The following is a 25,777-nucleotide window of genomic DNA, read 5'->3' on the forward strand; positions in this document are numbered from 1 at the left end:
CGGTCCGGCAGTCGTTGCCGTCCGTTGCCACGGGTCCGGTCAGTCGGCGGACTCGACGAGCTCGGAGAGCGCTCGGGCGATCTCGGGCACTGCGTCGAGGCGTCCCTCCGCGATGGCGACGATGAACTCGTACGCCTGGTCGTTCGTCGCGGTCAGCCGCCGTCCGTTCACGCTGAGGAAGACGACGAGGAGCATGAGCCCGACGCGCTTGTTGCCGTCGACGAGGGCGTGGTTCCGCACCGCCGAGTGCACGAGCGCCGCGGCCTTCTCGACGATGGTCGGGTAGGCATCAGCACCGCCGACCGATGTCGCCGGCCGCGCGACGGCGGCTTCGAGCAACCCGACATCGCGGAGGAGGAATCCGTCGCCGAGCGTCCGACGAGCGATGTGCAGCGCTTCGTCGGTGGTGAGGTGGATCACCGACCGAGCCGTTCCAGCGCCTCGGCGTACCGCGGGAGTTCGCGGTCGAGGATGCTGTCGATCAGGTCGCTCCGGCTGTGGTGCTCGATGTACTCACGGATCGCGGCCCGGGCGATCTCCTGCATCGAGCGCTCTTCGAGATCGGCGCGCTTCCGCAGCGCGCTCGCTTCGTCGTCGTCGAGTCGGAGCGTCATGGCCATGCGGTTGATGGTATCACTCGTGATACCTGCAGCGAGGAGGCTGGTCACGGGCGCCAGCCCGGGGTCACGAGGCCGGTCTCGTAGGCGAAGACGACGAGCTGGGCGCGGTCGCGGGCGCCGAGCTTGATCATCGCCCGGGAGACGTGGGTCTTCGTGGTCATCGGGCTGACGAAGAGGTGCTGGGCGATCTCGGCGTTCGTCATGCCGACGGCCACGAGCTGCATGACCTGACGCTCGCGGTCGGTCAGGACGCCCAGCTCCGGCGCGAGGGACGACGGCTTCGCGTGGGTGGCGTACGCCTCGACCAGGGAACGGGTCGCCCGGGGCGAGAGCAGGGACTCCCCCGCGACGACGGTCCGGATCGCCCGGAGCAGTTCGGCCGGTTCGGTGTCCTTCACGAGGAATCCGGCAGCCCCACCGCGGATCGCCTCGAACACGTAGTCGTCTTCCTCGAACGTGGTGAGGATGACCACGTGCACGCCCCCGAGTTCGGGGTCGGCCGAGATCCGTTGCGTCGCCGCGAGCCCGTCGGTGCCCGGCATCCGGATGTCCATGAGGACGACGTCGGGGCGTTCCCGCCGTGCGACGTCCACCGCGGCGTCGCCGTCACCCGCCTCGCCGACGACGGTCATGCCGGGTTCGGCGTCGACGAGTGCGCGGAGCCCGGCGCGGACGAGCACCTGGTCGTCGACGAGGAGCACGCGGATCGGGTCCGGGGCGATGCTGGCCGTGGTCATCGGGCGTCCTCGGGGTCGGTGCCGACCACCGGAAGGCGCGCTGCCACCCGCCAGCCGCCGTCGGTCGTCGGTCCGGCGGACAGGGTGCCGTCGACGGCGTTCGCACGTTCGCGCATCCCGATGATCCCGTTGCCGGTCGGGGCGAGCGGCTCGGTGGAGCCGACGTCGGCCACCCGCGGCTGGGACGGGCGGTCGGCGACGACGAGGTCCACGACGTCCGGGCCGATCGAGATCGACACGTCGGCCCGGTGTCCGGGGGCGTGCTTCATGACGTTCGTCACCGACTCTTGCACGATGCGGAACGCGTTCCGGTCCGTGATGCCGTGCACCGCCGATCGGTCGCCGTCGACGGCCAGGGTGACGTCGACGCCCGCGGCACGCGCTCGTTCCACCAGGTCGGCGACGCGGTCGAGGCCGGCGGTCGGGGCGCGCTCCGCCCCCTCGCGGTCGGGCGCTCCGTCGGGCGTTCCGTCGGGCGCTCCGTCGGGCGCTCCGTCGACCGAGCGGAGCACGCCGAGGATCGTGCGGAGTTCGACGAGGGCGTCGCGGCTGGAGTCGCGGATGTTCGCGAGGGAATCCCGCGTCTGGTCCGGGAGGTCGGCGCCGAGGTGGAGGGCGACCCCTGCCTGGAGGTTGATGAGGGACATGCTGTGGGCGACCGAGTCGTGGAGCTCGCGGGCGATCCGCACCCGTTCGTCGGCGGCCCGACGCCGGTCGGCCTCGGCGCGCTGACGACGGCGTTCCGCGACCCGCTCGAGCCGGACCCGGACGAGTTCGGACACGGCGATCGTCACCGTGACCCAGGCGATGCAGAGCAGCACGGCGCTGAGGTCGAGCACGGACGAGCGGCCGAGGACGGCATCGGCGGTCGGGAGCACGACGACGGCGAGCGCCGCCGAGGCGACGACCCACCAGCGGTGTCCGCGGAGCCAGGCGTTGGCGAGCGCCATCGTCAGCGCGGCGACGAACGGCCCGCGCGGACTCACGACGAGGGCGTACCCGATCGTGGTCGCGAGGGTCAGGAGCAGCACCGACCGTGGCCACCGCCAGCGCCACGGGAGCACCACGACGCCGGCCACGAGGAACCCGATCGCGAGCGGGCCGAGGTGCACCGGATCGACCGCACCGGTGAACGCGTGCCGTGCCCAGGGTGGGCTGGCCGAGCCCGTCCCGACACCCGGTCCGACCAGCACGCGCGATGCGAGCAGCGTCCCGACGATCTGCAGGAACGCCACCGGCAGGACCCGACCGACCCGGGCGAAGCGACGGCGCCCGACCCAGCGGGTGTCGTCGCTCGCCGGGTCGGCGAGGGTCGGGGTGGTGTCCATGGCTCGAGCCTAGGGTCGGCTGCCGCCCGCGGCATCGGGCGTGCGCACGACCTGTGGACTACTCCCGCGGGAGTAGTCGGGTGTGGAGGAGGACGTGCACTACGACTGCGGGAGCAGGCGGAAGTGGGGCTGCGGGACGGACGCGCGCCGCGCCTCCTGGGCCGAGTCTTGGACGGTCGTGACAGCGACGCCGAACCGACCACAGGAGGTCCCCATGCTCACCACCATCGCCGCCACCGCGCCCTACTGGCACGGCGGCGGGTTCCCGTTCCCCGTCTTCCCCGCGTTCTTCTTCGTCGCGTTCCTCGTCGTGTTCCTCGTGTTCGGCGTGCTCCGACGCGGCAACTGGCGGGCGCGGTCGGACGCCCGCGCGGTGCTCGCCGACCGGTTCGCCCGCGGCGACATCGACGCCGAGGAGTACCGGTCGCGGCTGTCCGAGCTCAGCCGGAAGTGACCGAGAGCGCGGAGAGGATCGCCGTCACCGTCTCGTCGACCGAGCCCTCGATCGACACGGTGACGGCGGCCTCGTCCGGCTGCGGTCGCTCGAGCGTCGCGAACTGCGAGTCGAGCAAGGAGCTCGGCATGTACTCGTGGTGACGGTGCGCCTGGCGGTCGGCGATCAGGTCGTGCGAGCCGTCGAGGAAGGCGATCACGAGGGTCGGCGCCGAGGCGCGGAGCCGGTCGCGGTAGACACGCTTGAGCGCCGAGTTCGCCATCACGCAGCGGTGGCCGGAGTCCTCGACCTCGGCGATCCGCGCGGCGCAGGCGTCCAGCCACGGCCAGCGGTCATCGTCCGTGAGCGGGATCCCCTGCCGCATCTTCTCCTTGTTCGCGGCGGGGTGCAGGTCGTCCGCGTCCACGAAGACCGTGGGCTGCCCCTCGGCGGCGAGGGCGTCGGCGAGGGCCTGCCCGATCGTCGACTTGCCGGAACCGGAGACCCCCATCACGAGCAGGGGCGGGAGGACAGCGCGCTCGGTCATCCCTCCACCGTATTGGGCCGGTGAACAGTCGTCCCCAGTTGCCGTAACACCCGGGCGGTCCCAGGCTGCGGACCGTAGGTTGGTGCCGAACGTCAGGACGAAGGAGACCTCGTGGCAGAGAACAACGGACAGGCGAACATCGGCGTGGTCGGTCTGGCGGTGATGGGTTCGAACCTCGCTCGGAACCTCGCCTCGCGGGAGGGCAACACCGTCGCGGTCTACAACCGCACGTACGCCCGCACCGAGGAACTGCTGAACGAGCACGCGGACGCCGGCTTCATCGCGTCCGAGTCGATCGACGACTTCGTGGCCTCGCTGTCCAAGCCGCGCACGGCCATCATCATGGTGCAGGCGGGCAAGGGCACCGACGCGGTCATCGAGCAGCTCGCGGAACGGTTCGAGGAAGGCGACATCATCGTCGACGGCGGCAACGCCAACTTCCACGACACCATCCGCCGTGAGCACGACCTGCGCGACAAGGGTCTCAACTTCGTCGGCACCGGTATCTCCGGCGGTGAAGAGGGTGCCCTGAAGGGGCCGTCGATCATGCCCGGCGGTTCGAAGGAGGCCTGGGAGACCCTCGGCCCGATCCTCAAGTCGATCGCCGCCGTCGCCGAGGGCGAGCCGTGCGTGACCCACATCGGCACCGACGGTGCCGGCCACTTCGTGAAGATGGTGCACAACGGCATCGAGTACGCCGACATGCAGCTCATCGCCGAGTCGTACGACCTGCTCCGCCGCGTCGGCGGGCTGTCCGTCGAGGACCTGGTGAAGGTGTTCGACGAGTGGAACGGCGGCGACCTCGAGTCCTACCTGATCGAGATCACCGTCGAGGTCCTCAAGCAGCAGGACGCCGACACGGGCAAGGCCCTCGTCGACGTCATCCGCGACGAGGCCGGGTCGAAGGGCACCGGCGTGTGGACCGTGCAGAACGCGGTCGGCCTCGGCATCCCCGTCTCCGGCATCGGCGAAGCGGTGTTCGCCCGCGCGGTGTCGTCCAAGCCGGTCCAGCGCGCTGCGGTGCAGAAGGCCTTCCCGGACCGTCCCGCCATCGCCGAGGTCCCGGACGGGTTCGAGGACGACGTCCGCGCGGCGCTCTACGCGTCGAAGGTCGTCGCGTACGCGCAGGGCTTCGACCTCATCATCGCCGGGGCCAAGGAGTACGGCTGGGACATCAACCTCGGCAACATCGCGAAGATCTGGCGTGGCGGTTGCATCATCCGCGCGCAGTTCCTCAACCGCATCGTCGAGGCGTACGACAAGAACCCCTCGCTCGAGTCGCTGCTGGTGGACCCGTACTTCGCGAACGCCGTGCAGGAGGGCGAGGCCGCGTGGCGTCGCATCGTCGGCATCGCGGCGGCGTCGGGCATCCCGGCGCCGGGGTTCTCGTCCGCGCTGTCGTACTTCGACTCGCTCGCCTCCGACCGCCTGCCCGCCGCGCTCATCCAGGGGCAGCGGGACTTCTTCGGCGCGCACACCTACCAGCGCATCGACAAGGACGGCACCTTCCACACGCTCTGGTCGGACGACGACCGGCGTGAGGTCGAACAGGAACCGTCGACCCACTAGGCAGCGGCGACGACCGCACCACGAGAGGGCCTCGCCGATCGGCGGGGCCCTCCGTGTTCCCCGCCACGCGCTACGCGCTACGCGACGATGCGTTCGCGCGCGAGGTCGGCCACGAGCCGCTCCATCCGTGGGCCCCGGCCCAGCATCCGCCGCGAGCCCGGCGCCGCACGGACGAAGAACGTCGCCACCGCTGTCGTGTCGTCGGGCCGGACGTAGTGCATGGCGATCGCCCACGACCGGCCGTCGCCGTGCACGTCCTCGAGCCCGACGTGCACCATCCGGCTCCACCGGATCACGAGCAGCCGGGTCGCACGACGTTCCTCGAGTTCCCACAGCGAGGCCTCGGTCGCACCGAAGGCCCACGTCACCCGATGCCCGAGCGCGACGTCCGGCCGGACGGACTCCACCGATGCCCGGAGCTCCGGGGTCGGGGCCGCCGGGACGAGCCACACCGTCGGGTCGATCCGGCGGATCGCGAGGGCCAGGGCTTCGTCCTCGTGCCGCCGTCGGAGCGACCAGCCCCGCAGCACGGCACCGGCGATCACGAGGAGGCCGACACCGATCACGGCGACCTCGGCGATGCCGAAGAAGGTCAGGTCGGCGTCGGGCGTGGTGGACACCACGATGATGCGTGCCGTGAGCAGGGCCGCCCACACGCCGACGATGATCCAGCGCAGCACCAGGAGACGTCGTGCCTGCGACATCGGGTGGCGGTCCCGTCGCCGGGCGCGACCGAAGCGCGGGACACGGTCGGGACGCCTCAGCACCCCTCGATCCTCGCATGCTCCACCCGCGACCGGCTGGCCGGCACCGGTGAACGCCCGACGAACCGGCGGACCCGCTCGTGCGGGGTACGGGTCGTCCACGGGCCCGGACACCGCCGACTCTGTCCACCGCATGCACGACTGTCAGCACACACGCGGCACGGTCGACCTACGCTCGGCCCGTGACCACTGACCTCGCGCCCGCCCCCGTGGCGGTCTCGCGCCCCCGCCTGCTCGCGGCCGCGACGGGCATCGTCGCCGCGCTCGCGTTCTTCGCCGCCGCGGAACTCGGTGCCCTCGTCCGCGGTGGTGCCGGCAGCCCCCTCGTCGCGGTCGGTTCGGCGGTCATCGACCTCGCACCCCCGGGCGCGAAGGACCTCATGGTCACGCTCTTCGGTACCGGCGACAAGGTCGCGCTGTTCGTGCTCATGGCGGTCATCGTCGCCGTGGTCAGCGCCGGGGCGGGCATCCTCGAACGCGCCCGCCCGCCGTTCGGGGCCCTGGTCTTCGCCGTCGGCGGTGTCCTCTCGCTCCTGGCCGTCACCACCCGGTCCGGCAGCGGCACGCTGGACGGGGCTCCGTCCGTGCTCGGGGTCGCCGCGGCCGTCATCGTGCTCCGGCTGCTCACCGCCAGGCTCCGCCGGTGGGAGTCGGCAGCCGCCGTGCCCTCCGCCGCACCCAGACCCGCCTCTGCGGAACGTCGCGCCTTCTTGATCTGGGGTGTGACGGCGGCGGCCGTCGCGGTCGTGGTGGGCGGCGCCTCCCGTCTGGGCACCGCCGCCGCGCAGGCGACCGCTGCCGCACGCCGGGCCGTCCGGCTGCCGGCCCCGGCGACCACCGCACCCGCCGTCCCGGCCGGGGCGTCGCTCGACGTCGAGGGCATCACGCCCTACGTCACCCCGAACAGCGACTTCTACCGGATCGACACCGCGCTGCGGGTGCCGTCGGTCGACACCGCGGACTGGAAGCTCCGCATCCACGGAGCCGTCGACCACGAGGTCGAGCTCACGTGGGACGACCTGCTCGCCCTCCCGCTCGAGGAACACCACGCGACGCTGAGCTGCGTCTCGAACGAGGTGGGTGGGGACCTCATCGGCACCGCGCTCTGGCTCGGCTACCCGATCCGGAAGCTGCTCGAGCGTGCCGTGCCCCACGCGAGCGCCGACATGGTGCTGTCCCGCAGCATCGACGGGTTCACGGCGGGCACGCCCCTCGACGTCCTGCAGGACGACGGGACGGCCGCGCTGCTCGCCGTGGGGATGAACGGCGAGCCGCTGCCGCCGGAACACGGGTTCCCGGTGCGCATGGTGGTCCCGGGGCTCTTCGGCTACGTGTCCGCGACGAAGTGGGTCACCGAGCTCGAGGTCACGCGGTTCGCCGACGCCCAGGGCTACTGGACGCCGCGCGGCTGGTCGGAACGCGGTCCGGTCAAGCTGGAGTCGCGCATCGACACCCCGCGCACGGGCGCGACGGTCGACGCCGGTTCGACGGTGGCGATCGCCGGGGTCGCGTGGCAGCCGCACACCGGGGTGAAGGGCGTGCAGGTCCGGGTCGGGGACGGCGCGTGGGAAGAGGCGACCCTCGCGGACTCCGTCTCGGCCGACACGTGGCGGCAGTGGGTCTACCGGTGGACGCCGACGAAGGGGTCGCACCGCATCCAGGTGCGAGCGGTGAGCGCGGACGGCGAGGTGCAGACGAGCGTCGAGCGGCCCCCGGCTCCGAACGGGGCGTCGGGATGGCACACTGTCGAGGTCCGCGCGGCCTGAGACGGTGCGGGCCGTCCACCGTCACGGCCAGGAGGCGCGACCCGCCTCGACGACGCGGGTCACCTCGACGACGCGGGTCACCTCAGGCGGGACGCGTCGCCACGACACAGGTCCCGTCGACCTCGTCGTCGGACTCGACGGCCACCACGAGGCCCGCAGCCTCGAAGACGGACGCCGACGTCGGTGCCTGCGCAGCCGACACCTCGATGACGACCGCACCCCCGGGTCGGAGCCACTCCCCCGCCCCCGACGCGATCCGCCGGTGCAGGTCGAGCCCGTCCGCGCCGCCGTCGAGCGCGACACGGTGCTCGTGGTCACGGGCCTCCGACGGCATCATCGGGATGGACCCCGTCGGCACGTAGGGCGCGTTCACGGCGATGACGCCGACGAGCCCGCGGAACCGGTCGGGCAGGGGCGCGAAGAGGTCCCCGGCGACGACGATCCCGCGGTCGCCGATGTTCTCCGCAGCGACGTCGACCGCCGCCGGGTCGATGTCCGCCGCGACGAGGTCGAGGGCACCGACGCGACCGAGCAGCGCGACCGAGATCGCCCCGGCACCGCAGCAGAGGTCCACGACACGGTCGTAGCGGTGCAACCGGCGTGCAGCTTGCTCCACGACGACGGTGGTGCGGGCCCGGGGCACGAAGACGCCCGGCGTCACGCGCAGGCGGTGCCCGTCGAACGCCGCCCAGCCGAGCACGTACTCGAGCGGTTCGCCGCCGAGCCGCCGCTGAACGAGCGCCCGCAGGCGAACCGCGTCACCGTCGCCGGCTTCGAGCAGGAGGTCCGCCTCGTCCTCGGCGAAGACGCTGCCCGCGGCCCGGAGCCGGGCCGCGAGCGCGTCGCGCACGGGTGCGGTCAAGCGGCGCCGTCGAACATCGAGGTGACCGACCCGTCGTCGAAGACCTCGTGGATGGCGCGGGCGATGAGCGGTGCGATCGGCAGGACCTCGAGGCGGTCCCAGCGCTTGTCCTCCGGCAGCGGCAGGGTGTCGGTGACGACGACCCGGTCGATGAACTCGCTCTGGAGCAGCTCCGTCGCGGGGTCGGAGAACACCGCGTGCGTCGCCGCGACGACCACGCCGGTGGCACCGGCGGCCTTGAGCGCCTCTGCTGCCTTGGCGATGGTGCGACCGGTGTCGATCAGGTCGTCGACGAGCAGGCACACGCGACCCGAGACGTCACCGACGATCTCGTGCACGGACACCTGGTTCGGCACGAGCGGGTCGCGGCGCTTGTGGATGATCGCGAGCGGCGCGCCGAGCTTCTCCGACCAGATGTCGGCGACGCGCACGCGGCCCATGTCCGGCGAGACGACCGTCAGCGTCGACGGGTCGAGGGTCTGCTGGAAGCGCTCGAGCAGGACCGGCATGGCGAACAGGTGGTCGACCGGGCCGTCGAAGAAGCCCTGGATCTGCGCGGCGTGCAGGTCGACGCTCATGATGCGGTGCGCACCAGCGGCCTTGAACAGGTCGGCGACGAGTCGCGCCGAGATCGGCTCGCGACCACGGCCCTTCTTGTCCTGCCGCGCGTACGGGTAGAACGGCGCGACGACGGTGATGCGCTTCGCCGACGCGCGCTTCAGGGCGTCGACCATGATGAGCTGCTCCATGAGCCACTCGTTGATCGGCGCGGTGTGGGACTGGATGACGAACGCGTCACAGCCGCGGACCGACTCGTCGAAGCGGGCGTAGAGCTCCCCGTTCGCGAAGGTCCGTGCATCGGTCGGGACGAGGTCCACGCCGAGTTCCTCGGCGATCTCGGCCGAGAGCGCCGGGTGTGCTCGCCCTGAGACGAGGACGAGTCGTTTCTGGCCGGTCGTTTTGATTCCGGACAAGTGCGGTGCTCACTCCCTGACCCCGCGGGGCCGTGTTGATCGGCCCGAGAGCCGTCAGATCTGTTCGCCGTTCGCGCGCCGAGCGGCCTCGGCAGCCGGCGAACCGGGTCGGTGTTCCTCGACCCATCCGTCGGTGTTGCGCTGTGGGGCGTAGCTGATCGCCAGCGACCCGGCAGGGACGTCCTTGCGGACGGTCGTACCCGCGCCGGTGTACGCTCCGTCACCAATCCTAACCGGGGCGACGAACACGTTGTGCGACCCTGTACGGACGTTCGAGCCGACCTCGGTCCGGTGCTTGTGTACCCCGTCGTAGTTCGCCGTGATCGTGTTCGCGCCGATGTTCGAGTCCTCGCCCACCTCGGCGTCGCCGATGTACGACAGGTGCGGCACCTTGCTGCCCCGGCCGATCGTCGCGTTCTTCGTCTCGACGAAGGTGCCGATCTTGCCTCCGTCGCCGAGGATCGTGCCCGGTCGCAGGTAGGCGAACGGCCCGACGGAGGCGCCGTCACCGATCACCGCGAGGGTCGCGTCGACGCGGTTCACCACCGCGCCGACGCCGACCTCGGTGTCGCGCAGGGTGGTGTCCGGCCCGACGACCGCGCCCGAGGCGATCGCGGTGGCGCCGATGAGCTGGGTGCCCGGGAGGACCTCGGCGTCGGGTTCGATCGAGACGTCGAGGTCGATCCACGTCGTCGCCGGGTCCTGCACCGTGACGCCGGCGAGCTGGTGCCGACGGACGATGCGCGCGTTCAGCACCCGGGCGGCGTCGGAGAGCTGCGCCCGGTCGTTGATGCCGGCGACCAGCCACGGGTCGGTCAGCGTGACGACGTCGATGCGCGCGCCCCGCGCTCCGATGAGTGCCGGCGCGTCGGTGATGTACTTCTCGCCCTGCGCGTTCGCCGTGGTGAGCGACGGCAGGACCGCACGGAGGTGCGTGACGTCGAAGGCGTAGATGCCCGCGTTGGCCTCGGTGATGGTCAGCTGCTCGGCGGTCGCGTCCTTGTGCTCGACGACCCCGACGAACGCGCCGTCGGCGTCGCGGACGATGCGGCCGAGGCCCGTCGGGTCCGGTGCGATCGCGCTCACGAAGGTGGCGCCGTTGCCGCCGCCGACGTGGGCGTCCACGAGTGCTCGGAGCGACGCCGCGTCGAGCAGCGGCACGTCGCCGGACAGCACGACGACGGCGCCGTCGAAGTCCGCCGGAAGTGCCTGCACCGCGACCTCGACCGCACGGCCGGTACCGGGGACGTCGTCCTGGTCGACCACGATGGCGTCGGGGGCACGCTCCGTGACCTCGGCCGCGACGAGCTCCCGTTCGTGCCGCACGACGACGGCGACGTGCTCGGGCTCGAGGGACGACGCCGTCCGGAGCACGTGCGCGATGAGCGGCAGCCCGGCGAGGCGGTGCAGGACCTTCGGGGTGGACGACTTCATGCGCGTGCCCTGCCCGGCGGCGAGGACGACGACGGCGATGCGCTGGTCGGTCATGGCTCCATCCTGGCGCACGCTCGCTGCGGAGTCCGGCGGAACCGCGCCAGGGGCGCAACCGTGCGCGGAACCGCAGCCTGCAGGCGGGCCTGCACCGCGCCTCCTGGCACCGCCCGACGGGAGGCGTCAGCCGAGGTCCGCCGCGTCACCCGTGCCGCAGTGTGAGACCGCGGCGAGCGAACTGCGCGTGGTCGCCGCCCCGAACTGGATGCGTTCGACGTCGCCACCGGCCCCCTTGACGACGAACTGTCGACTGCCGTCGTTGAGCGAGGACTCCGAGTACTGGACGGTCAGCCCGTCCGCAGCCCACGACCGGCCGACGGTCTGCACCGCGGCCTGCGGATCGGGCAGACCCGCACCGATGCGGGTGAGGTTGTCGAGCGCTCCGGAGGTGCCGTCACCGAGTCGACACTCCTGGGCGTAGGCGTTCTCCTGTGCGTCATCCCACAGGACGCCCGAGGTCCGCATGGTCGCAGCGACGTACGTGGAAGCGAGATCGCGCTGGTGCTGGACGGTCGGTGTGCTCGGTGTGCTCGGCACCGGGGTGCCGCCGGTCGGCGGAGCGGAACACGCGGCGAGCGTCAGTGTCAGGGCGAGCACGGTCCCCGCTGCCGCGCCTCGGGCGCGTCCGCTCACCGTCTCGGTCCCGTCGGGTGTCGAAGGAGTCCGGCTGCGAGGCGCGCGGTCAGCCGAGGTCCGCCGCGTTCCCGGTGCCGCACTTCGACACGCCGCTCATGGTGGTTGGTCGTCGCAGCGCCGAACTGGATGCGCTCGACGGCGCCGCCGCCGCCGTTCAACAGGTACCGCTTCGCACCCGACGTCATCTCGTCCGTCGAGTACTCCACCTTCAGTCCGTCCGCCAACCAGGCCGTGCCCACCGCCTTCGTCACGGCCTCCGGGTCGTCGACGCCCGCACCGGTCCGGACGATGTTGGAGAGCGCGCCCGCCGAGCCGTCCGCGAGGACGCAGTCCTGCGCGTACTCGTCGGACTGGTCCGCGTCCCAGTCGATCCCCGAACGGCGCATCGTCTCCTCGACGTAGTCTGCCGCCTGTCGGCGCTGGTGCTCTGCGGTCGGTGCAGCCTGCACGGTGTCCCCTTCGCTCGGCCCGTGGGCGCAGGCGGTCATCGATGCCACCACGACCGCAGCGACCAGCACGGATGCCCGCACTCTCACGGTGCCGATCACCACGGCCGCGCGCCGGCGCGATCAGCCGAGATCTGCCGCATCTCCCGTACCGCATCGTGAGACAGCCGAGATCGTACTGCGGTGCGATCCAGCGCCGAACTGCACACTCGCCACGCGACCGCCGGTTCCGCTGACGACGTACTGCGGGCTCCCGTCGTTGTAGGAGTCCGTCGAGTACTGCACGTCGAGACCGTCCGCTTCCCACGCTGCGCCGACCAGCTGCTGCGTGGCCTTCGGATCCGGCACTCCCCCACCGACCCGTGTGACGTTGAACAGCGCCCCGCGACTCCCGCCCTCGAGCACGCAGTCCTGCGCGTACGACTCGCTCTGGGCTTCGTCCCATTTCGCGCCGGAAGCGCGCATCGTCTTCTCGACGTACGCTTCCGCGGCGCTGCCTTGCTGCTGGGCCGTCGGGACGGAGGTCATGGACGTTTCCTCTCCTGGTGGGTTCGTCGCACAGCTCGCCAAGGCGAACCCGGTCAGGACGACGGCGACCGCGGTCAGCACGGGCCTGGATCTCATCGACGCCCTCCAAGACTCGGTCCACCCGGTGTGTTGGCCCAGTCGTCCAACACCGTCGGCGGGGCTGCGTCCGCGGACGTCATCCCTCGACCGTCCTCGAACGTCGCTCGAGCGACGTTGCGGAGCGATTCGGTGTTCATGTTGAAGTACCCCGTGTCCCCACGGTACCCGAGCGGATCGTGCGTCGTGACGCCCCCTCCGTCGGTGTCCGCACCGCCGTTCGTGCCGAACGTCTCAGCACCGAAAGCCGGCTGCATCGGATCCTGTCGACCGCTGAGCATCCGACCTGTCCCTGCCCAGTCGTCGCGCTTGTCGCCGGAGAACGGTATGCCGTCAGTGCCCTGCCCCGCGTAGACGTGATCGGCAGCAAGGTCGTTCGCACCGTGGATCGAGTTCTCGATACCGGCTGACGCAACGCTCACGAAGGCGTCGACGTGGACCCCGTGATCGTGGAGGGCGTTCGCGGCGGTCGTCGTGCCGTAGGAGTGACCGACCAGGTTGAGGACCGGTTGTTCGTCCCGCGAAGCCCGAAAACCCTGCAGATCGCCGGCGAGCCGATCCGCCCCGGTCCTGGCGGCGTCCCCGTGGAGCACACCGAGCGATGCCGGCGGGACCGGAGGGGCCTCGTAGTTCATCCATGCGACGACTGCGTGCGACGTCCCAGCCGCGTTCGACAGCTCCTGCGTCTGCCAGAGGTTCTGCGCCCCGGTCGTCCACCCCGAGGTGTCCTTCGTGGTGGTCCCCATCCCCGGCACCATGTACGTCACGTTCTCGGCGGTGTCCACGTCACCGACCGCCACCGCAGCGAGCGGCGGCTGGTGGTCGGTGGCGAGCGTGAGCAGCGCGCGACCGGGCTTCGCCGTCGACGCCAGCGTCTTCTCGATGTTCCGGTACGCGTCGAGGTTCGCCTGCGCCGCCTCGATCGACTGGTCCGCCGCCTGCGACGCCGGCCACCCGAGCCCCACGCGCCGCTTCTTCGCGCCCGCGAGGTCCTGCTCGGCCTGGGCCACGGCCGACACGAGCGTCATCCGGTTCGCCCGGTCCCGCGCCCAGGCAGGCAGCCCCGCGAGGTTGCCGACGACCGCGGGCAGCGATGCGATGAGCGCGTCCTGGGCGGCGGTGTGCTCGGCGCCGGTCGTGTCCTTCCCACCGCCCAGGGTCTTCCAGAGCGCGGCGACCTCGTCGGGCGACATGTCGGCGATGCGGTCGGCGAGGTTGCGGTCGAGCATGAGGAGCGCGCCGAGCTCGGTCGGCGACAGGCCCGCGAGCATCGACGCGAGGTCCTCGTCGGACGCGCCGACACCACGTCCCTCGATGCTGCCGAGGCGTCCGAGCGTCTCGGGGCCGGTGATCACCCGGAGCAGCGCCTGGTCGGCCGTCGTGCGGTCCTGCACGAGCTGCTCCCACCGCGCGTCGAGCGCCGCGGACCGGTCGCCGGCGTCGGCGATCGCCCGCTCCGCGTTCGCGAGGCTCTTGGCGTCCGCCTCGGTCGCGTCGTCGGCCTTCGCGGCGGAGCGGAGCGTCGGCAGCGTGAGCTGCTGTCCGGCGAGCTCGGCCGCGACGGTCCCGCGCTGCAGGCGGATCGCGTCCGCGTCGTCCTTGATGCGCTGGACGTCCTTCGCGTACTGGTCGAAGGCATCCCCGGCGGCGTCGAAGAGCGCCCCGAGGCCGGACGCGCTCGGCCGCATCTCGTCGAGCAGTGCCGCGAAGCGGGTCTGCGCGTCGCCCTTCCACGTCGGCGATGCGGTGACGTCGGACGCCGAGGCGATCTTCGCCAGGGCGTCCTGCACGGCGTCGGCCCGGTCGTGCCAGTGCTTCCCCAGGGCGGTGATGCCGGCGGGGTCGCCGACGTCCGGCTCCTCGCCGCTCACTTGCCGTCCGCCTGCTTCGCGAGGGCGGCTTCCTGCGCGTCGACCTGCGCACCGAGGTCGTGCGGGAAGGTCGCGGCCTGCTCGAGGGCTGCGTCGACGGCGTCGATCATGCCCTGGTGGGCGAGCGACAGGCCGGCGGTGCGGCTGACCACCTCGGTCACGCCGAGGCAACCGGTGTCGAGGCCCGTGAACCGGGCGGTGTCCGCACCGAGCGCGGTCCGGGCGTCGGTCAGCGCGGTCGCGACCGCCGCGAGCGTCTCCGACTCGATCCGCAGTTCTGCGGCCCCCATGTGTTCCCCCCGTCGTTCCCCCGTGGACGTCGGAGACGATAGCACCGCGGTCTCCGACACGCTCGGACTCAGCGCCCGCCCACCGGCTCCCGCTTGACGAACGCCATGAGCACCAGCCCCGCCACGAGCACGACGACGACCCCGAGGATCCCGTACCGCGTCGACCCGCCGACCGTCACCGCCACCCCGAAGAGCGCCGGCGCGAGGAACGACGCCGCGCGTCCGGTCGTGGCGTAGAGGCCGAAGAGCTCGCCCTCGCGGCCGGGAGTCGCCAACCGTGCCAGGTACGCCCGCGAGGACGACTGGACCGGCCCGACGAACAGCGCCAGTGTCAGGCCGAGGACCCAGAAGCCCGCGGTGACGTTCCCCACCGCGAACACGCCGATCCCGCACACCGCGAGCCCGACGAGCGACACCGTGATGATCGCGCGTGACCCGAACCGGTCGTCGAGCCTGCCGGACAGGAACGTGGCGATGCCCGCGACGACGTTGGCCGCGATGGCGAAGAGGATCACCTGCGACGGGCTGAAGCCGAACACCTGCGCGGCGACGATCCCGCCGAAGGTGAACACGGCGCCGACGCCGTCGCGGAACACCGCGCTCGCCAGCAGGAACGCCAGGACGTTCCGGCGCTCGCTCCAGAGCCGAGCGATGTCCCGCCCGAGGTCCCGGTACGCCCCGAGCAGGCTGCCGGCGCGCGAACGGTCCGGCGCGGCCTCGGGGACGGTGACGAACAGCGGGATCGAGCTCACGGCGAGCCACACGGCGGCGATGCCGATCGCGACGCGGACGTCCCACTGCCCGGAGGCCACGGTCGCGGGGAGCTGCAGGAGCCCCGCGACGTCGCCCCCGCCGAAGTCCTGGATGCAGAGCACGAGCAGGACGACGAGCAGCACGATGCCGCCGAAGTACCCGGCCGCCCAGCCGATCGCCGAGACGCGTCCGGTCTGCTCCCCCGACGCGACCTGTCCGAGCATCGCGTTGTAGCCGACGCTCGCGATCTCGTAGGCGACGGTCCCGATGCCGAGCAGGGCCGCACCGAGCAGCAGGTACGGCTGGCTCGGCGCGACGAACACCATGCCGCCGATCGAGAGCGCGATGCCGATCGTGGCGATGAGCACCGACCGGCGCCGGTGCCCGGACGTGTCCGCCAGGCGTCCGACCGCCGGGGCGACGAGCGCGACGACGATGCCGGCGATCGTCAGTGCCGTCGACACGACGGCCGCGTTGTGCGCGAGCTCCCGCTCGACGAGCGCCTTCCCGGCGGCGGACGTGTCGGCGACGAGCGCCGGGTCGACGAACGCGCGGCTCGCCAGGTAGGTGCTGAAGACGAAGGTCGTGACGACCGCGTTGAACGCCGCGGATCCCCAGTCCCACAGTGCCCAGGACACGAGGGCGCGGCGGTCGGTGCGCTGCGGCACGGCAGCCGCGGGTGAAGCCGTCATGCGCGAACCGTAGCGCGTCCGGGTGTCGCGGCGGTGGCCCCAGTGGGGGCGTCCCGACGCGGGTCGCGTGCCCTGGTGGCGACTCCAGGACGGACGGGAGGGACGGTGCGGGCCCGCCCCGTCCCTCCCGTCCGTCGTCCGGTCACGTCGCGGACGGCACGCCGCCCGGGTAGACGACCGACTTGAGCGACTCGGGGTCGGTGTCGCTCTCGAGGGCCTCGCGGACGTCGTCGAGGGCGAAGCGACCCGTGACCAGCGAGTCCAGGTCCACCTGCCCCGACGCGACGAGCTCGATCGCGACCGGCCACGTGCCGGTGTACCGGAAGATCCCGGTGACCGTGACCTCGAGGTTCTGGATGTGCTCGACCGGCAGCGTCATCTCGGAGTTGCCGAGCCCGACGAGGACGGCGGCCCCGGCCGGTCCCACGGCCTTGATGCCGTCGGAGACGGCCCGCGGCGCACCACTGGCGTCGATGAAGGCGTCGAACGGCGGCAGGTCGGACGCCACGGAGACCACGGTGGGGTCGACGGTCTCGGTCGCGCCGAAGGAGAGCGCGCGCTCGCGGCGCTCCGGGACGAGGTCGCTGATGACGATCCGCGAGGCACCGAACGCCCTCGCGGCCTGCGCGCAGATGATGCCGATCGGACCGGCCCCGGCGATGAGCACGCTCGACCCGGGGACGATCCCGGCCTTGCGGACCGCGGCGATGCCGACGGAGAGGGGCTCGAGCAGGGCTCCGGCCTCGAACGACACCGAGTCGGGCAGCGTGTGCGCGAACTCGGACTCGATCGTGACGAACTCGGCGAACGCCCCGTCCACCGGGGGCGTCGCGTAGAAGCGCATGTGTGGGCAGAGGTTGTACCGCCCGGCGAGGCACTGGGCGCAGCGGTGGCACGGTCGCTGCGGCTCGATCGCCACGCGTTCCCCGACGCGGGACGGGTCGACGCCCTCGCCGACCGCGGTGATCGTGCCGGAGAGCTCGTGGCCGAGCACGAGGGGCGCCTCGACGACGAAGTCCCCGATCCGGCCGTGGCGGTAGTAGTGCACGTCGGAGCCGCACACGCCGACCGCGGCGACCCGGACGAGGACGTCGCCGGGGTCGACCGCGGGGACGGGACGGTCCTCGACGGTGAGGTCCTGGGTGCCGAGCAGCACGCTGACGCGCTGGGTGGAGGTCATGCGGTTCTCGCTTCCTCGGCCGCGGCGGGGCGGGCGGCCGGGGGGGTGGTCGTGGGGGTGGGTGTTGCCGGCACCGCGTCGGTGATCCGGTCCGGGTCGCGCAGCAGGGCGCCGAACGCGATCTCGGCGGCCCCGTGCACGAGCACGTCGGACGCGAGCGCGGCCGGCACGATGCGGAGCCGGTCGGCGGTGCCGGTCATCGACTGCGCTCGGACGTCGTCGAGGATCCGGTCGCCGACGTGGTCGAGCAGCACGCCGAGGAAACCGCCGAGCACGACGACCGACGGGTTCACGGTGTGGATCGCGTTGCGGAGGGCCGTGGCGAGGGCTGCCACCTGGCGGTCCACGACCCGTTCGACCTCGGGTCGGTCCTCGGCGAGCGCCGCGGCGAGGGCGACCAGGTCGTCCGGAGCGGTCCCGGCCGCGGTCGCCAGGGCGTCACGGGAGGCCTCGGTCTCGAGGCAGCCGACGGCACCGCAGTGGCACCGGATGCCGTTCGCCGCGACGAAGGTGTGTCCGAGCTCACCCGCGTACCCGTCGGCACCGCTCAGCGGACGGCCGGCCGTGATGACCCCGCCGCCGATGCCGCTCGCGCCGCCGTTGAGGTACACGAGGTCGTCGACGCCCCGGCCGCTGCCGGCGAGCCGTTCCGCCCAGGCGCCGACGTTGGCGTCGTTCGCGGCCCGCACCGGCAGCCCGGTCCGTTCGGCGAGGGGCCCGGCGAAGGGTGCGTCGTGCCAGCCGAGGTGCGGTGCGTACTGGACGGTCCCGTCCTCCACCCGGACCGTGCCGGGCACGGCGACCCCGATCCCGACGAGCCGGAGCGTCGCGGTGCCGGCCGACCCCGGACGGATCCGGTCGAGCAGCCCGGCGACGGTCGCGACGGCCTCTGCGGGCGTGGGCGGACGGTGCTGCGGTTCGACGAGGCGGCTCCGCACCGTGCCGTCGAGCCCGACGAGGGCGACCGAGACGGCGTCGACCTCGACCGTGACCGCTGCCGCCACGACGTCCGGCGCGGCCCGGACGACCGGACTCGGCCGCCCGACGCCGGTCCCCGGTGCACCGGCTGCGGGGAGGTCCTCGTGGAGGAGGCCGCGGTCGACGAGTTCGCCGACGAGCGCGAGGGTCGTCGAGCGGTTCAGGCCGGTGCGCCGGGTGATCTCGGCGCGGGTGATCGGCCCCTCCTCGTGGACGAGCCGGAGGACGCGCGCCGCGTTGCCCGGCGCAGGCGCGGGCGTCGCGGCGGTCGTGCTCGTCATCGGTCCCTCGTCGTGGTCGGTGGTGGGTGGGTTGGCGCCGGCCCGAGTCTCGGGCCGCCGGACAGTTTCGCGGACTCCGCGCCGCGAAACCGTCCGCGTGGCCGAGTCTCGGCGCCGCGGGCCGCGCTACCGCGAGCGCGAGAACGCCGCGTCGAACGCGGCCTCGGGCGGCGCGATCGTGCCCAGCTTCCGGACGAACGCCAGTGCCTCCGGCCCGCCGACGAGCCGGTCCATGCCGGCGTCCTCCCACTCGACGCTCGTCGGCCCGGCGTACCCGATGTGGTTCAGCACGCGGAACACCCGCTCCCACGGCACATCCCCGTGCCCGGCGGTGACGAAGTCCCACCCGCGCCGGGGGTCGCCCCACGGCAGGTGCGACGACAGTCGTCCGTTGCGCCCGTCGAGCTGCTTCACCGACTCCTTGCAGTGCACGTGGTACACCCGGTCGGCGAAGTCGAGCAGGAACGCGGCGGGGTCGAGGTCCTGCCAGACGAAGTGCGACGGGTCGAAGTTGAACCCGAACGCGGGGCGGTCGGCGAACACCTCGAGCGTCCGCTTCGCCGTCCAGTAGTCGTAGGCGATCTCGGAGGGGTGCACCTCGAGCGCGAAGCGGACGCCGACCTCCTCGAACACGTCGAGGATCGGCGACCACCGGTCGTGGAAGTCCTGGTACCCGGCGTCGATCATCGACGCGGGCACGGGTGGGAAGCCGGCGACGGTCTTCCAGATCGAGGACCCGGAGAACCCGGTGACGGTGTCGACCCCGAGCGCCGCGGCGGCACGCGCGGTCCACTGCAGTTCCTCGGCGGCACGCTGCCGGACGCCCTCGGGGTCGCCGTCGCCCCACACGTGCGGCGCGAGGATGTCCTCGTGCCGCTGGTCGATCGGGTCGTCGCACACGGCCTGGCCGGTGAGGTGGTTCGCGATCGTCCAGACCTGCAGGCCGTTGCGCTCCAGGATCGCCGTGCGGTCCGCGACGTACGCGGGGTCCGTCGCGGCGCGGCGGACGTCGAGGTGGTCGCCCCAGCAGGCGATCTCGAGGCCGTCGTACCCCCACTCGCCGGCGAGACGTGCCACCTCCTCGAAGGGCAGGTCGGCCCACTGGCCGGTGAAGAGGGTGACCGGCCTGGAGGCGCGGGTCGTCCCCGCCTCGTCGGTTCCGTCCGTCGTCGTCATCGTCGTCGTCCTTCCTCGCTGCGTGTGCTGGTCACCATGATCCCGGGGTCGCGCCGGCGGGGACCGTCTCCGGCCGGTCGACGCGGGACGCCACCGTGACGACGGTGTGCTCCCGCGAGGCGGTCTGGACGGCCTCCATGACCTCGAGCACGTGGAACGCGAGGTCCCCCGACGCCCGGTGCGGCCGGTCGGTCGCGATCGCGTGCGCCATGTCCGCGAGTCCGTACCCGCGGCCGGCGTCGGCGTACCCGGCCGACACGGGCAGCTCGCGCCACTCGCGGTCGTCGGCCGTCGCGATCGACACCGGGTCCGAGAAGCGGTTCGGGTCCGGGACGGCGAGACTGCCCGCGGTGCCGTGCACCTCGAACAGCGGCGCCCGGGTCGCCCACACCTCGAACGAGACGGTGACCGTGGAGACGACTCCGCTGGCGTGTTCGAGCACGGCGACGACGTGGGTGTCGACGTCGACGGGGATCGGTGCGCCGGCGAACGGGCCGGTCGCGATGGTCCGCTCACGGGTCGACCGGGTGGCGCTGCCGCTGACCCGGGCGACGGGGCCGAAGAACTGCACGAGGCTCGTCAGGTAGTACGGCCCCATGTCGAGCAGCGGGCCGCCGCCGGGCTGGTAGTAGAACGCTGGCGCCGGGTGCCAGAGTTCGTGTCCCGGGGCGCTCCACGACACCGCGGCACCGACCGGGTCGCCGATCAGCCCGTCGTCGAGTGCTGCGCGCGCGGTCTGGATCCCCGTCCCGAGCACGGTGTCCGGCGCGCTGCCGACCCGCAGGCCCGAGCGTGCGGCCAGCTCGAGCACCGGTGCGGCCTCGGCCGTCGCGAGTGCGAGCGGCTTCTCGCCGTAGACGTGCTTGCCGGCGTCGAGGGCCCGGGTGGCCACCTCGGCGTGCGCGGCCGGGATCGTCAGGTTGAGCACGACGTCGACGTCGTCCGCGGCGAGGAGCTCGTCGACGCTCGTGCCCCGGACGCCCTGGGCGTCGCCGACCGACCGGGCGCGGTCGACGTCGAGGTCCGCCACGGCCGTGAGCGCCAGGCCGGGCAGGGCCGGGAAGTGCTCGAAGTACTGCTGGCTGATGTTGCCGACACCCACGACACCGACCCGCAGTGCCGGACCGTTCACCGGGCTGCCCACAGGAGTCCTCTCTCGATGATCGTGCGGAGCGGCTGCGACTCGACGACCTCGAGCCGGTGCCCGGGTGCCGAGACGAACACGCGTCCCTCGCCCCACTGCCGGGTCCAGATCGCCGGCGCCGTGACCGGACGGTTCCAGGCGTCGAAGTCCCGCGCCTCCTGCGTGGTCGTCGCCAGCACGTCGTTGTACTCGTCGGAGAGCACCCAGTACTGCTCGGTCACGAGGTCGAAGTCCTCGATGCCCTGCGTGATCGGGTGCTCGTGCCCGAGGTCGGTGATGTGCACCGTGTACGGGATGTAGTTGTCGGACTGCTCGCCGGTGCGCTCCGACGGGTGCTTGCCCGCGTGGTGCGCGAACTGGCCGCCGATCATGTGGAGGTAGTCGGCGGTGTTGCGGAACGCGTCCGCGATCCCGCCGTGCCAGCCCGCGAGGCCGGCGCCGCCGAGGACGGCCCGTTGCAGCCCGGCGAACTCGTCGTCGGCGATGGTGGACATCGTGACGACCTGCACGATCAGGTCGACGTCCGCCATGACCGACTCGTCGGCGTACACCGCGGTCGAGTCCGACACCTGCACGTCGAACCCGTTGTCCCGCAGGAACGGCACGAACGCGTCGGTGGTCTCGACCGGCATGTGCCCGTCCCACCCGCCGCGGACGACGAGGGCGTGCTTCGTCGGAGCCACTCAGATCACCGTCCAGGCGCTGCCGTCGGCGGCGCTCCGCTCGACCGCGTCGAGGACCCGCTGCACGTGCAGCCCGTCCTCGAACGACGGCGACGGGTCGGTGCCCGCGACGATCGCCTCGACGAAGTCCTTCACCTCGTGGCTGAAGGTGTGCTCGTACCCGATGAGGTGCCCGGTCGGCCACCAGGCGGCCATGTACGGGTGCTCGGGCTCGGTGACGAGGATCGGCTGGAAGCCCTGCTCGCCCGCGGGTGCGGTGGCGTCGTAGAAGCGCAGCTCGTTCATCGACTCGAGGTCGAACTGGATCGCACCCGCCGACCCGCTGATCTCGAGCGTGAGGCCGTTCTTCCGGCCGGTCGCGTAGCGCGTCGCCTCGAACGAGCCGATCGCCCCGTCGGCAGCGCCACCGGCGAGCCGTCCGAGGAAGAAAGCAGCGTCGTCGACGGTGACCTGCCCGCGTTCGGTCGAGGCGGTGCCGGACAGCCCGACGCCCTCGGCCATCAGCGGACGTTCGGTCACGAAGGTCTCGAGGGTGCCGGACACGGTCGACAGCTGTGCGCCCGTGACGTGCTCGACGAGGTCGATCGCGTGCGCGCCGATGTCGCCGAGCGAGCCGGAGCCGGCGAGCGCCTTGTCGAGGCGCCAGGTCATCGGGCCGTCCTCGTCGGCGAGCCAGTCCTGCAGGTAGAGCGCGCGGACCTGTCGGACGGTGCCGAGCCTCCCGTCCTCCACCAGCCGCTTCGCGAACGCGATGGCGGGCACCCGGCGGTAGCTGAAGCCGACCATCGCGCGGACGCCGTCCGCCCGTGCGGCGGCGGCCGCCGCGGTCATCGCCTCGGCCTCGGCGACGGTGTTGGCCAGGGGCTTCTCGCACAGGACGTGCTTGCCGGCCTCGAGCGCCGCGATCGCGACCTCGACGTGGGACGAGCCGGGCGAGCAGATGTCGACGACGTCGATGTCCGGGTCGGTGACCACGGCGCGCCAGTCGGTGGACGCGGCCTGCCAGCCGTACTGCTGCCGCGCCGCCTCGGTCCGTTCCGGGTCACGGCCGACGATGACGGCCATCTCCGGTTCGACCCCGAGGTCGAAGAACCTCGGTGCGGTGCGCCACCCCTGTGAGTGCGCGGCTCCCATGAAGCCGTGGCCCACCATGGCCACTCGAAGTCGGTCCTGTGCCATCCGCTCGCTCCCTTGCGATCACGTCCTTGCCAGAGTCAACACTACCGCTTATGTTGGGCGCGGCAACATTTTGTTTCGACGACGAACGGTGACCACCATGGCAACGACGCCCACCCGTGCAGACAAGTTCTCCTTCGGTCTCTGGACCATCGGCTACAACGGAACCGACCCCTTCGGCGGCCCGACCCGCCCCGCCCTCGACGTGGTCGAGGCCGTCGAGAAGCTCGACGAGCTCGGCGCCTACGGGCTGACCTTCCACGACGACGACCTCTTCGCGTTCGGCTCGACGGACGCCGAGCGCCAGACGCAGATCGACCGCCTGAAGGGCGCCCTCGACGCCACCGGCATCGTCGTGCCGATGGTCACGACGAACCTCTTCTCCGCCCCGGTGTTCAAGGACGGCGGCTTCACCTCGAACGACCGCCAGGTGCGCCGGTTCGCGCTCCGCAAGGTCCTGCGCAACATCGACCTCGCCGCCGAGCTCGGCGCATCGACGTTCGTGATGTGGGGCGGCCGCGAGGGTGCCGAGTACGACAGCGCGAAGGACGTGCAGGCCGCGCTCGAGCGCTACCGCGAGGCCGTGAACCTCCTCGCCCAGTACGTCACCGACAAGGGCTACGGCATCCGGTTCGCCATCGAGCCGAAGCCGAACGAGCCCCGCGGCGACATCCTGCTGCCGACCCTCGGCCACGCCATCGCGTTCACCGAGACGCTCGAGCGTCCGGAACTCTTCGGCATCAACCCCGAGGTCGGCCACGAGCAGATGGCCGGGCTGAACTTCACGGCCGGCATCGCCCAGGCGCTCTACCAGGGCAAGCTCTTCCACATCGACCTCAACGGTCAGCGCGGCATCAAGTACGACCAGGACCTCGTCTTCGGGCACGGCGACCTGCAGAACGCGTTCTCGCTCGTCGACCTGCTCGAGCACGGTGCACCCCAGGGCGGCCCGGCGTACGACGGCCCCCGCCACTTCGACTACAAGCCGAGCCGCACCGAGGACATCACGGGCGTCTGGGACTCCGCGGCCGCGAACATGCGCATGTACCTCCTGCTCAAGGAACGTGCGCAGGCGTTCCGCGCCGACCCCGAGGTGCAGGCAGCGCTCGAGGCGTCCAAGGTCGGCGAGCTCAGCACCCCCACCCTGAACGACGGCGAGTCGTACGACGCGTTCCTCGCGGACCGCTCCGCGTACGAGGACTTCGACGCCGACGCGTACTTCGGCGGCAAGGGCTTCGGCTTCGTGAAGCTGCAGCAGCTCGCCATCGAGCACCTCATGGGCGCTCGTGGCTGACCTGGTCGCAGGGGTCGACTCGTCGACCCAGTCCTGCAAGGTCACGATCCGTGACGCCGTGACCGGCGCCGTCGTCCGGGAGGGACGCGCGTCCCACCCGGACGGCACGTCCGTCGATCCCCGCCATTGGTGGGACGCGCTCGGCACCGCCGTCGCGGACGCCGGCGGGCTCACCGACGTCGGCGCCGTCGCGATCGCCGGGCAGCAGCACGGCATGGTGGCACTGGACGCGGACGGCCGCGTGGTCCGCGACGCACTGCTCTGGAACGACGTCCGCAGTGCCGACGCGGCCGCGCAGATGGTCGCGGAGCTGGGCCAGGAGGCATGGGTCGCCCGCACGGGTCTGGTGCCAGTGGCGTCGTTCACCGGTACCAAGCTGCGGTGGCTCCGCGACGCGGAGCCCGAGAACGCCGGCCGGGTCGCGGCCGTCGCCCTCCCTCACGACTGGTTGTCGTGGCGGCTGCGCGGGTACGGTCCGGCCGACGAGAGTCCGCTCGGTCCCGACCTCGACGCCCTCGCCACCGACGGCTCCGACGCCAGCGGCACGGCCTACTGGGACCCGGTGCGGCGCGAGTACGACGCGGAGCTGTTCGAGTCGGCGCTCGGACGACCGATGCGCGTCGCCGGAGCCACGGGCTCCCCGGACTCCGTCGTCGTGCCGCGGGTCGTCCTGCCCGACGAGGCGATGGGCACGCTCACCGCGGACGTCCAGCTGCCGAACGACGCCGTGGCACCTTCGGGGCTCCTCGTCGGCGCCGGACTCGGCGACAACGCCGGGGCAGCGCTCGGCCTCGGACTCGGCCCGGGTGACGTCGCGGTGTCCCTCGGCACGAGCGGCACGGTCTTCGGGGTCACCGACGCCGAGGTGCGCGACCCGAGCGGGACCGTGGCGGGCTTCGCCGACGGGAGCGGGTCGCGCCTCCCGATCGTCACGACGCTCAACGCGGCGCGCGTGCTCGAGGTGATCGGCGGCCTGCTCGGCGTGGACCACGACGCGCTCGGCGAGCTGGCGCTGCAGGCGCCGGCGGGTGCCGACGGGCTCGTGCTCGTGCCGTACTTCGTCGGCGAGCGCACGCCGAACCGACCGGACGCGACGGCGTCGCTGCTCGGCATGACGCCGGGGACGACGGACCGGGCGCACCTCGCCCGGGCCGCGGTCGAGGGGATGCTGTGCGCGCTCGCGGACGGCCTCGCGGCGGTCGAGGGCACCGGTGTCACCGTCGAGCGGCTGCTGCTCATCGGCGGTGCGGCGCGCAACGAGGCCGTGCGGGTCGTCGCTGCGCAGGTGTTCGGTCGTGACGTCCTCGTGCCGGAGCCGGGCGAGTACGTGGCTGCCGGCGCGGCGAAGCAGGCGGCGTGGGTGTTCACCGGGAGCCTGCCGGCGTGGGAGACGGCGACCACGGTCGTGGCCGGCGACCCGCACCCCGAGGTTCTCGAGCAGTACCGGGCCGCCGCGCGCTGA

26 protein-coding genes are annotated in these 25,777 nt (G+C 72.3%); 5 read left to right on the forward strand and 21 right to left on the reverse strand.

Annotation, left to right across the window (positions count from 1 at the left end; translation table 11 throughout):
• Positions 1 to 39: 39 nt before the first annotated feature.
• Genes ACEN8D_RS07445 through ACEN8D_RS07460 form a run of 4 tightly spaced genes read right to left on the reverse strand, consistent with a single transcriptional unit; the run spans position 40 to position 2,685 of the window.
• A complete protein-coding gene (locus ACEN8D_RS07445) occupies positions 40 to 420 on the reverse strand; it encodes a type II toxin-antitoxin system death-on-curing family toxin (protein ID WP_309778827.1) in 381 nt (126 codons plus the stop codon).
• Entirely contained in the window at positions 417 to 620 is a 204-nt protein-coding gene (locus ACEN8D_RS07450; protein ID WP_305739221.1) for a ribbon-helix-helix protein, CopG family, read from the reverse strand. The genes ACEN8D_RS07445 and ACEN8D_RS07450 overlap by 4 nt, the downstream gene beginning before the upstream one ends.
• 44 nt (positions 621 to 664) lie before the next feature.
• Complete coding sequence (locus ACEN8D_RS07455; protein ID WP_261645677.1) at positions 665 to 1,357, reverse strand: response regulator transcription factor; 693 nt, start codon at positions 1,355 to 1,357, stop codon at positions 665 to 667.
• Positions 1,354 to 2,685: a sensor histidine kinase gene (locus ACEN8D_RS07460; protein WP_413461334.1), complete on the reverse strand. Its 1,332-nt coding sequence runs from the start codon at positions 2,683 to 2,685 to the stop codon at positions 1,354 to 1,356. Before ACEN8D_RS07460 ends, ACEN8D_RS07455 begins: the two co-directional genes overlap by 4 nt.
• Before the next feature lie 214 nt (positions 2,686 to 2,899).
• Here ACEN8D_RS07460 and ACEN8D_RS07465 point away from each other — a divergent pair, with 214 nt between their 5' ends.
• The gene (locus ACEN8D_RS07465; protein ID WP_413399574.1) at positions 2,900 to 3,139 is read left to right on the forward strand and encodes an SHOCT domain-containing protein; all 240 of its coding nucleotides are present in this window, start codon (positions 2,900 to 2,902) and stop codon (positions 3,137 to 3,139) included.
• On the opposite strand, the gene ACEN8D_RS07470 is transcribed toward ACEN8D_RS07465, so the two are convergent.
• The gene (locus tag ACEN8D_RS07470) at positions 3,126 to 3,665 is read right to left on the reverse strand and encodes a gluconokinase (protein WP_309887868.1); all 540 of its coding nucleotides are present in this window, start codon (positions 3,663 to 3,665) and stop codon (positions 3,126 to 3,128) included. The genes ACEN8D_RS07465 and ACEN8D_RS07470 overlap by 14 nt on opposite strands.
• Before the next feature lie 111 nt (positions 3,666 to 3,776).
• Between ACEN8D_RS07470 and gnd the strand changes: the two genes are divergently transcribed.
• A complete protein-coding gene (gene gnd / locus ACEN8D_RS07475; protein WP_083414028.1) occupies positions 3,777 to 5,234 on the forward strand; it encodes an NADP-dependent phosphogluconate dehydrogenase in 1,458 nt (485 codons plus the stop codon).
• Between the two features lie 77 nt (positions 5,235 to 5,311).
• Here the strand turns inward: gnd and ACEN8D_RS07480 are convergent, their stop codons facing one another.
• The gene (locus ACEN8D_RS07480) at positions 5,312 to 5,938 is read right to left on the reverse strand and encodes a hypothetical protein (protein WP_139199359.1); all 627 of its coding nucleotides are present in this window, start codon (positions 5,936 to 5,938) and stop codon (positions 5,312 to 5,314) included.
• Between the two features lie 242 nt (positions 5,939 to 6,180).
• Here ACEN8D_RS07480 and ACEN8D_RS07485 point away from each other — a divergent pair, with 242 nt between their 5' ends.
• Positions 6,181 to 7,764, forward strand: coding sequence for a molybdopterin-dependent oxidoreductase (locus ACEN8D_RS07485; RefSeq protein WP_495601216.1), 1,584 nt, complete (start codon positions 6,181 to 6,183; stop codon positions 7,762 to 7,764).
• A gap of 82 nt (positions 7,765 to 7,846) precedes the next feature.
• Here the strand turns inward: ACEN8D_RS07485 and ACEN8D_RS07490 are convergent, their stop codons facing one another.
• From ACEN8D_RS07490 to ACEN8D_RS07560, 15 genes are all read right to left on the reverse strand, one after another.
• Complete coding sequence (locus ACEN8D_RS07490) at positions 7,847 to 8,626, reverse strand: putative protein N(5)-glutamine methyltransferase (RefSeq protein ID WP_413399202.1); 780 nt, start codon at positions 8,624 to 8,626, stop codon at positions 7,847 to 7,849.
• Positions 8,623 to 9,600 (reverse strand): ribose-phosphate diphosphokinase, encoded by a 978-nt coding sequence (locus tag ACEN8D_RS07495; protein ID WP_022907051.1) that lies wholly within the window; start codon positions 9,598 to 9,600, stop codon positions 8,623 to 8,625. Before ACEN8D_RS07495 ends, ACEN8D_RS07490 begins: the two co-directional genes overlap by 4 nt.
• A gap of 54 nt (positions 9,601 to 9,654) precedes the next feature.
• Complete coding sequence (glmU, locus tag ACEN8D_RS07500) at positions 9,655 to 11,088, reverse strand: bifunctional UDP-N-acetylglucosamine diphosphorylase/glucosamine-1-phosphate N-acetyltransferase GlmU (RefSeq protein WP_261645683.1); 1,434 nt, start codon at positions 11,086 to 11,088, stop codon at positions 9,655 to 9,657.
• Between the two features lie 126 nt (positions 11,089 to 11,214).
• Complete coding sequence (locus ACEN8D_RS07505) at positions 11,215 to 11,724, reverse strand: hypothetical protein (RefSeq protein WP_413399201.1); 510 nt, start codon at positions 11,722 to 11,724, stop codon at positions 11,215 to 11,217.
• Positions 11,721 to 12,176 carry a hypothetical protein gene (locus tag ACEN8D_RS07510; RefSeq protein ID WP_413399200.1) on the reverse strand — a complete coding sequence of 152 codons (456 nt, stop codon included), beginning with the start codon at positions 12,174 to 12,176 and terminating at the stop codon, positions 11,721 to 11,723. Before ACEN8D_RS07510 ends, ACEN8D_RS07505 begins: the two co-directional genes overlap by 4 nt.
• Positions 12,177 to 12,296: 120 nt before the next feature.
• Entirely contained in the window at positions 12,297 to 12,782 is a 486-nt protein-coding gene (locus ACEN8D_RS07515; protein ID WP_495601217.1) for a hypothetical protein, read from the reverse strand.
• 11 nt (positions 12,783 to 12,793) lie between these two features.
• Positions 12,794 to 14,668 (reverse strand): alpha/beta hydrolase, encoded by a 1,875-nt coding sequence (locus tag ACEN8D_RS07520; RefSeq protein WP_413461582.1) that lies wholly within the window; start codon positions 14,666 to 14,668, stop codon positions 12,794 to 12,796.
• Positions 14,665 to 14,958, reverse strand: coding sequence for a hypothetical protein (locus tag ACEN8D_RS07525; RefSeq protein ID WP_070416800.1), 294 nt, complete (start codon positions 14,956 to 14,958; stop codon positions 14,665 to 14,667). Before ACEN8D_RS07525 ends, ACEN8D_RS07520 begins: the two co-directional genes overlap by 4 nt.
• Positions 14,959 to 15,026: 68 nt before the next feature.
• Positions 15,027 to 16,403: an MFS transporter gene (locus ACEN8D_RS07530; RefSeq protein WP_413400102.1), complete on the reverse strand. Its 1,377-nt coding sequence runs from the start codon at positions 16,401 to 16,403 to the stop codon at positions 15,027 to 15,029.
• A 142-nt stretch (positions 16,404 to 16,545) separates the two neighbouring features.
• Positions 16,546 to 17,583 (reverse strand): NAD(P)-dependent alcohol dehydrogenase, encoded by a 1,038-nt coding sequence (locus tag ACEN8D_RS07535; protein ID WP_413400310.1) that lies wholly within the window; start codon positions 17,581 to 17,583, stop codon positions 16,546 to 16,548.
• Positions 17,580 to 18,842: an ROK family protein gene (locus ACEN8D_RS07540; protein WP_495601218.1), complete on the reverse strand. Its 1,263-nt coding sequence runs from the start codon at positions 18,840 to 18,842 to the stop codon at positions 17,580 to 17,582. The genes ACEN8D_RS07535 and ACEN8D_RS07540 overlap by 4 nt, the downstream gene beginning before the upstream one ends.
• 126 nt (positions 18,843 to 18,968) lie before the next feature.
• Positions 18,969 to 20,018 carry a sugar phosphate isomerase/epimerase family protein gene (locus tag ACEN8D_RS07545; RefSeq protein WP_070416804.1) on the reverse strand — a complete coding sequence of 350 codons (1,050 nt, stop codon included), beginning with the start codon at positions 20,016 to 20,018 and terminating at the stop codon, positions 18,969 to 18,971.
• Positions 20,019 to 20,049: 31 nt separating this feature from the next.
• Positions 20,050 to 21,162, reverse strand: a complete 1,113-nt coding sequence (locus ACEN8D_RS07550) for a Gfo/Idh/MocA family protein (protein WP_071295274.1) — start codon at positions 21,160 to 21,162, stop codon at positions 20,050 to 20,052.
• The gene (locus ACEN8D_RS07555; protein WP_070419197.1) at positions 21,147 to 21,794 is read right to left on the reverse strand and encodes a ThuA domain-containing protein; all 648 of its coding nucleotides are present in this window, start codon (positions 21,792 to 21,794) and stop codon (positions 21,147 to 21,149) included. Before ACEN8D_RS07555 ends, ACEN8D_RS07550 begins: the two co-directional genes overlap by 16 nt.
• 51 nt (positions 21,795 to 21,845) lie before the next feature.
• Entirely contained in the window at positions 21,846 to 23,024 is a 1,179-nt protein-coding gene (locus tag ACEN8D_RS07560) for a Gfo/Idh/MocA family protein (RefSeq protein ID WP_413461331.1), read from the reverse strand.
• A 97-nt stretch (positions 23,025 to 23,121) separates the two neighbouring features.
• Here ACEN8D_RS07560 and xylA point away from each other — a divergent pair, with 97 nt between their 5' ends.
• Together xylA and ACEN8D_RS07570 are read left to right on the forward strand one after the other, a co-directional pair.
• On the forward strand, positions 23,122 to 24,315 hold the full coding sequence (gene xylA / locus ACEN8D_RS07565) for a xylose isomerase (RefSeq protein WP_413399974.1): 1,194 nt from the start codon (positions 23,122 to 23,124) through the stop codon (positions 24,313 to 24,315).
• Complete coding sequence (locus ACEN8D_RS07570; RefSeq protein WP_413461330.1) at positions 24,308 to 25,777, forward strand: xylulokinase; 1,470 nt, start codon at positions 24,308 to 24,310, stop codon at positions 25,775 to 25,777. The genes xylA and ACEN8D_RS07570 overlap by 8 nt, the downstream gene beginning before the upstream one ends.

Source organism: Curtobacterium sp. Curtsp22 (assembly GCF_059492135.1).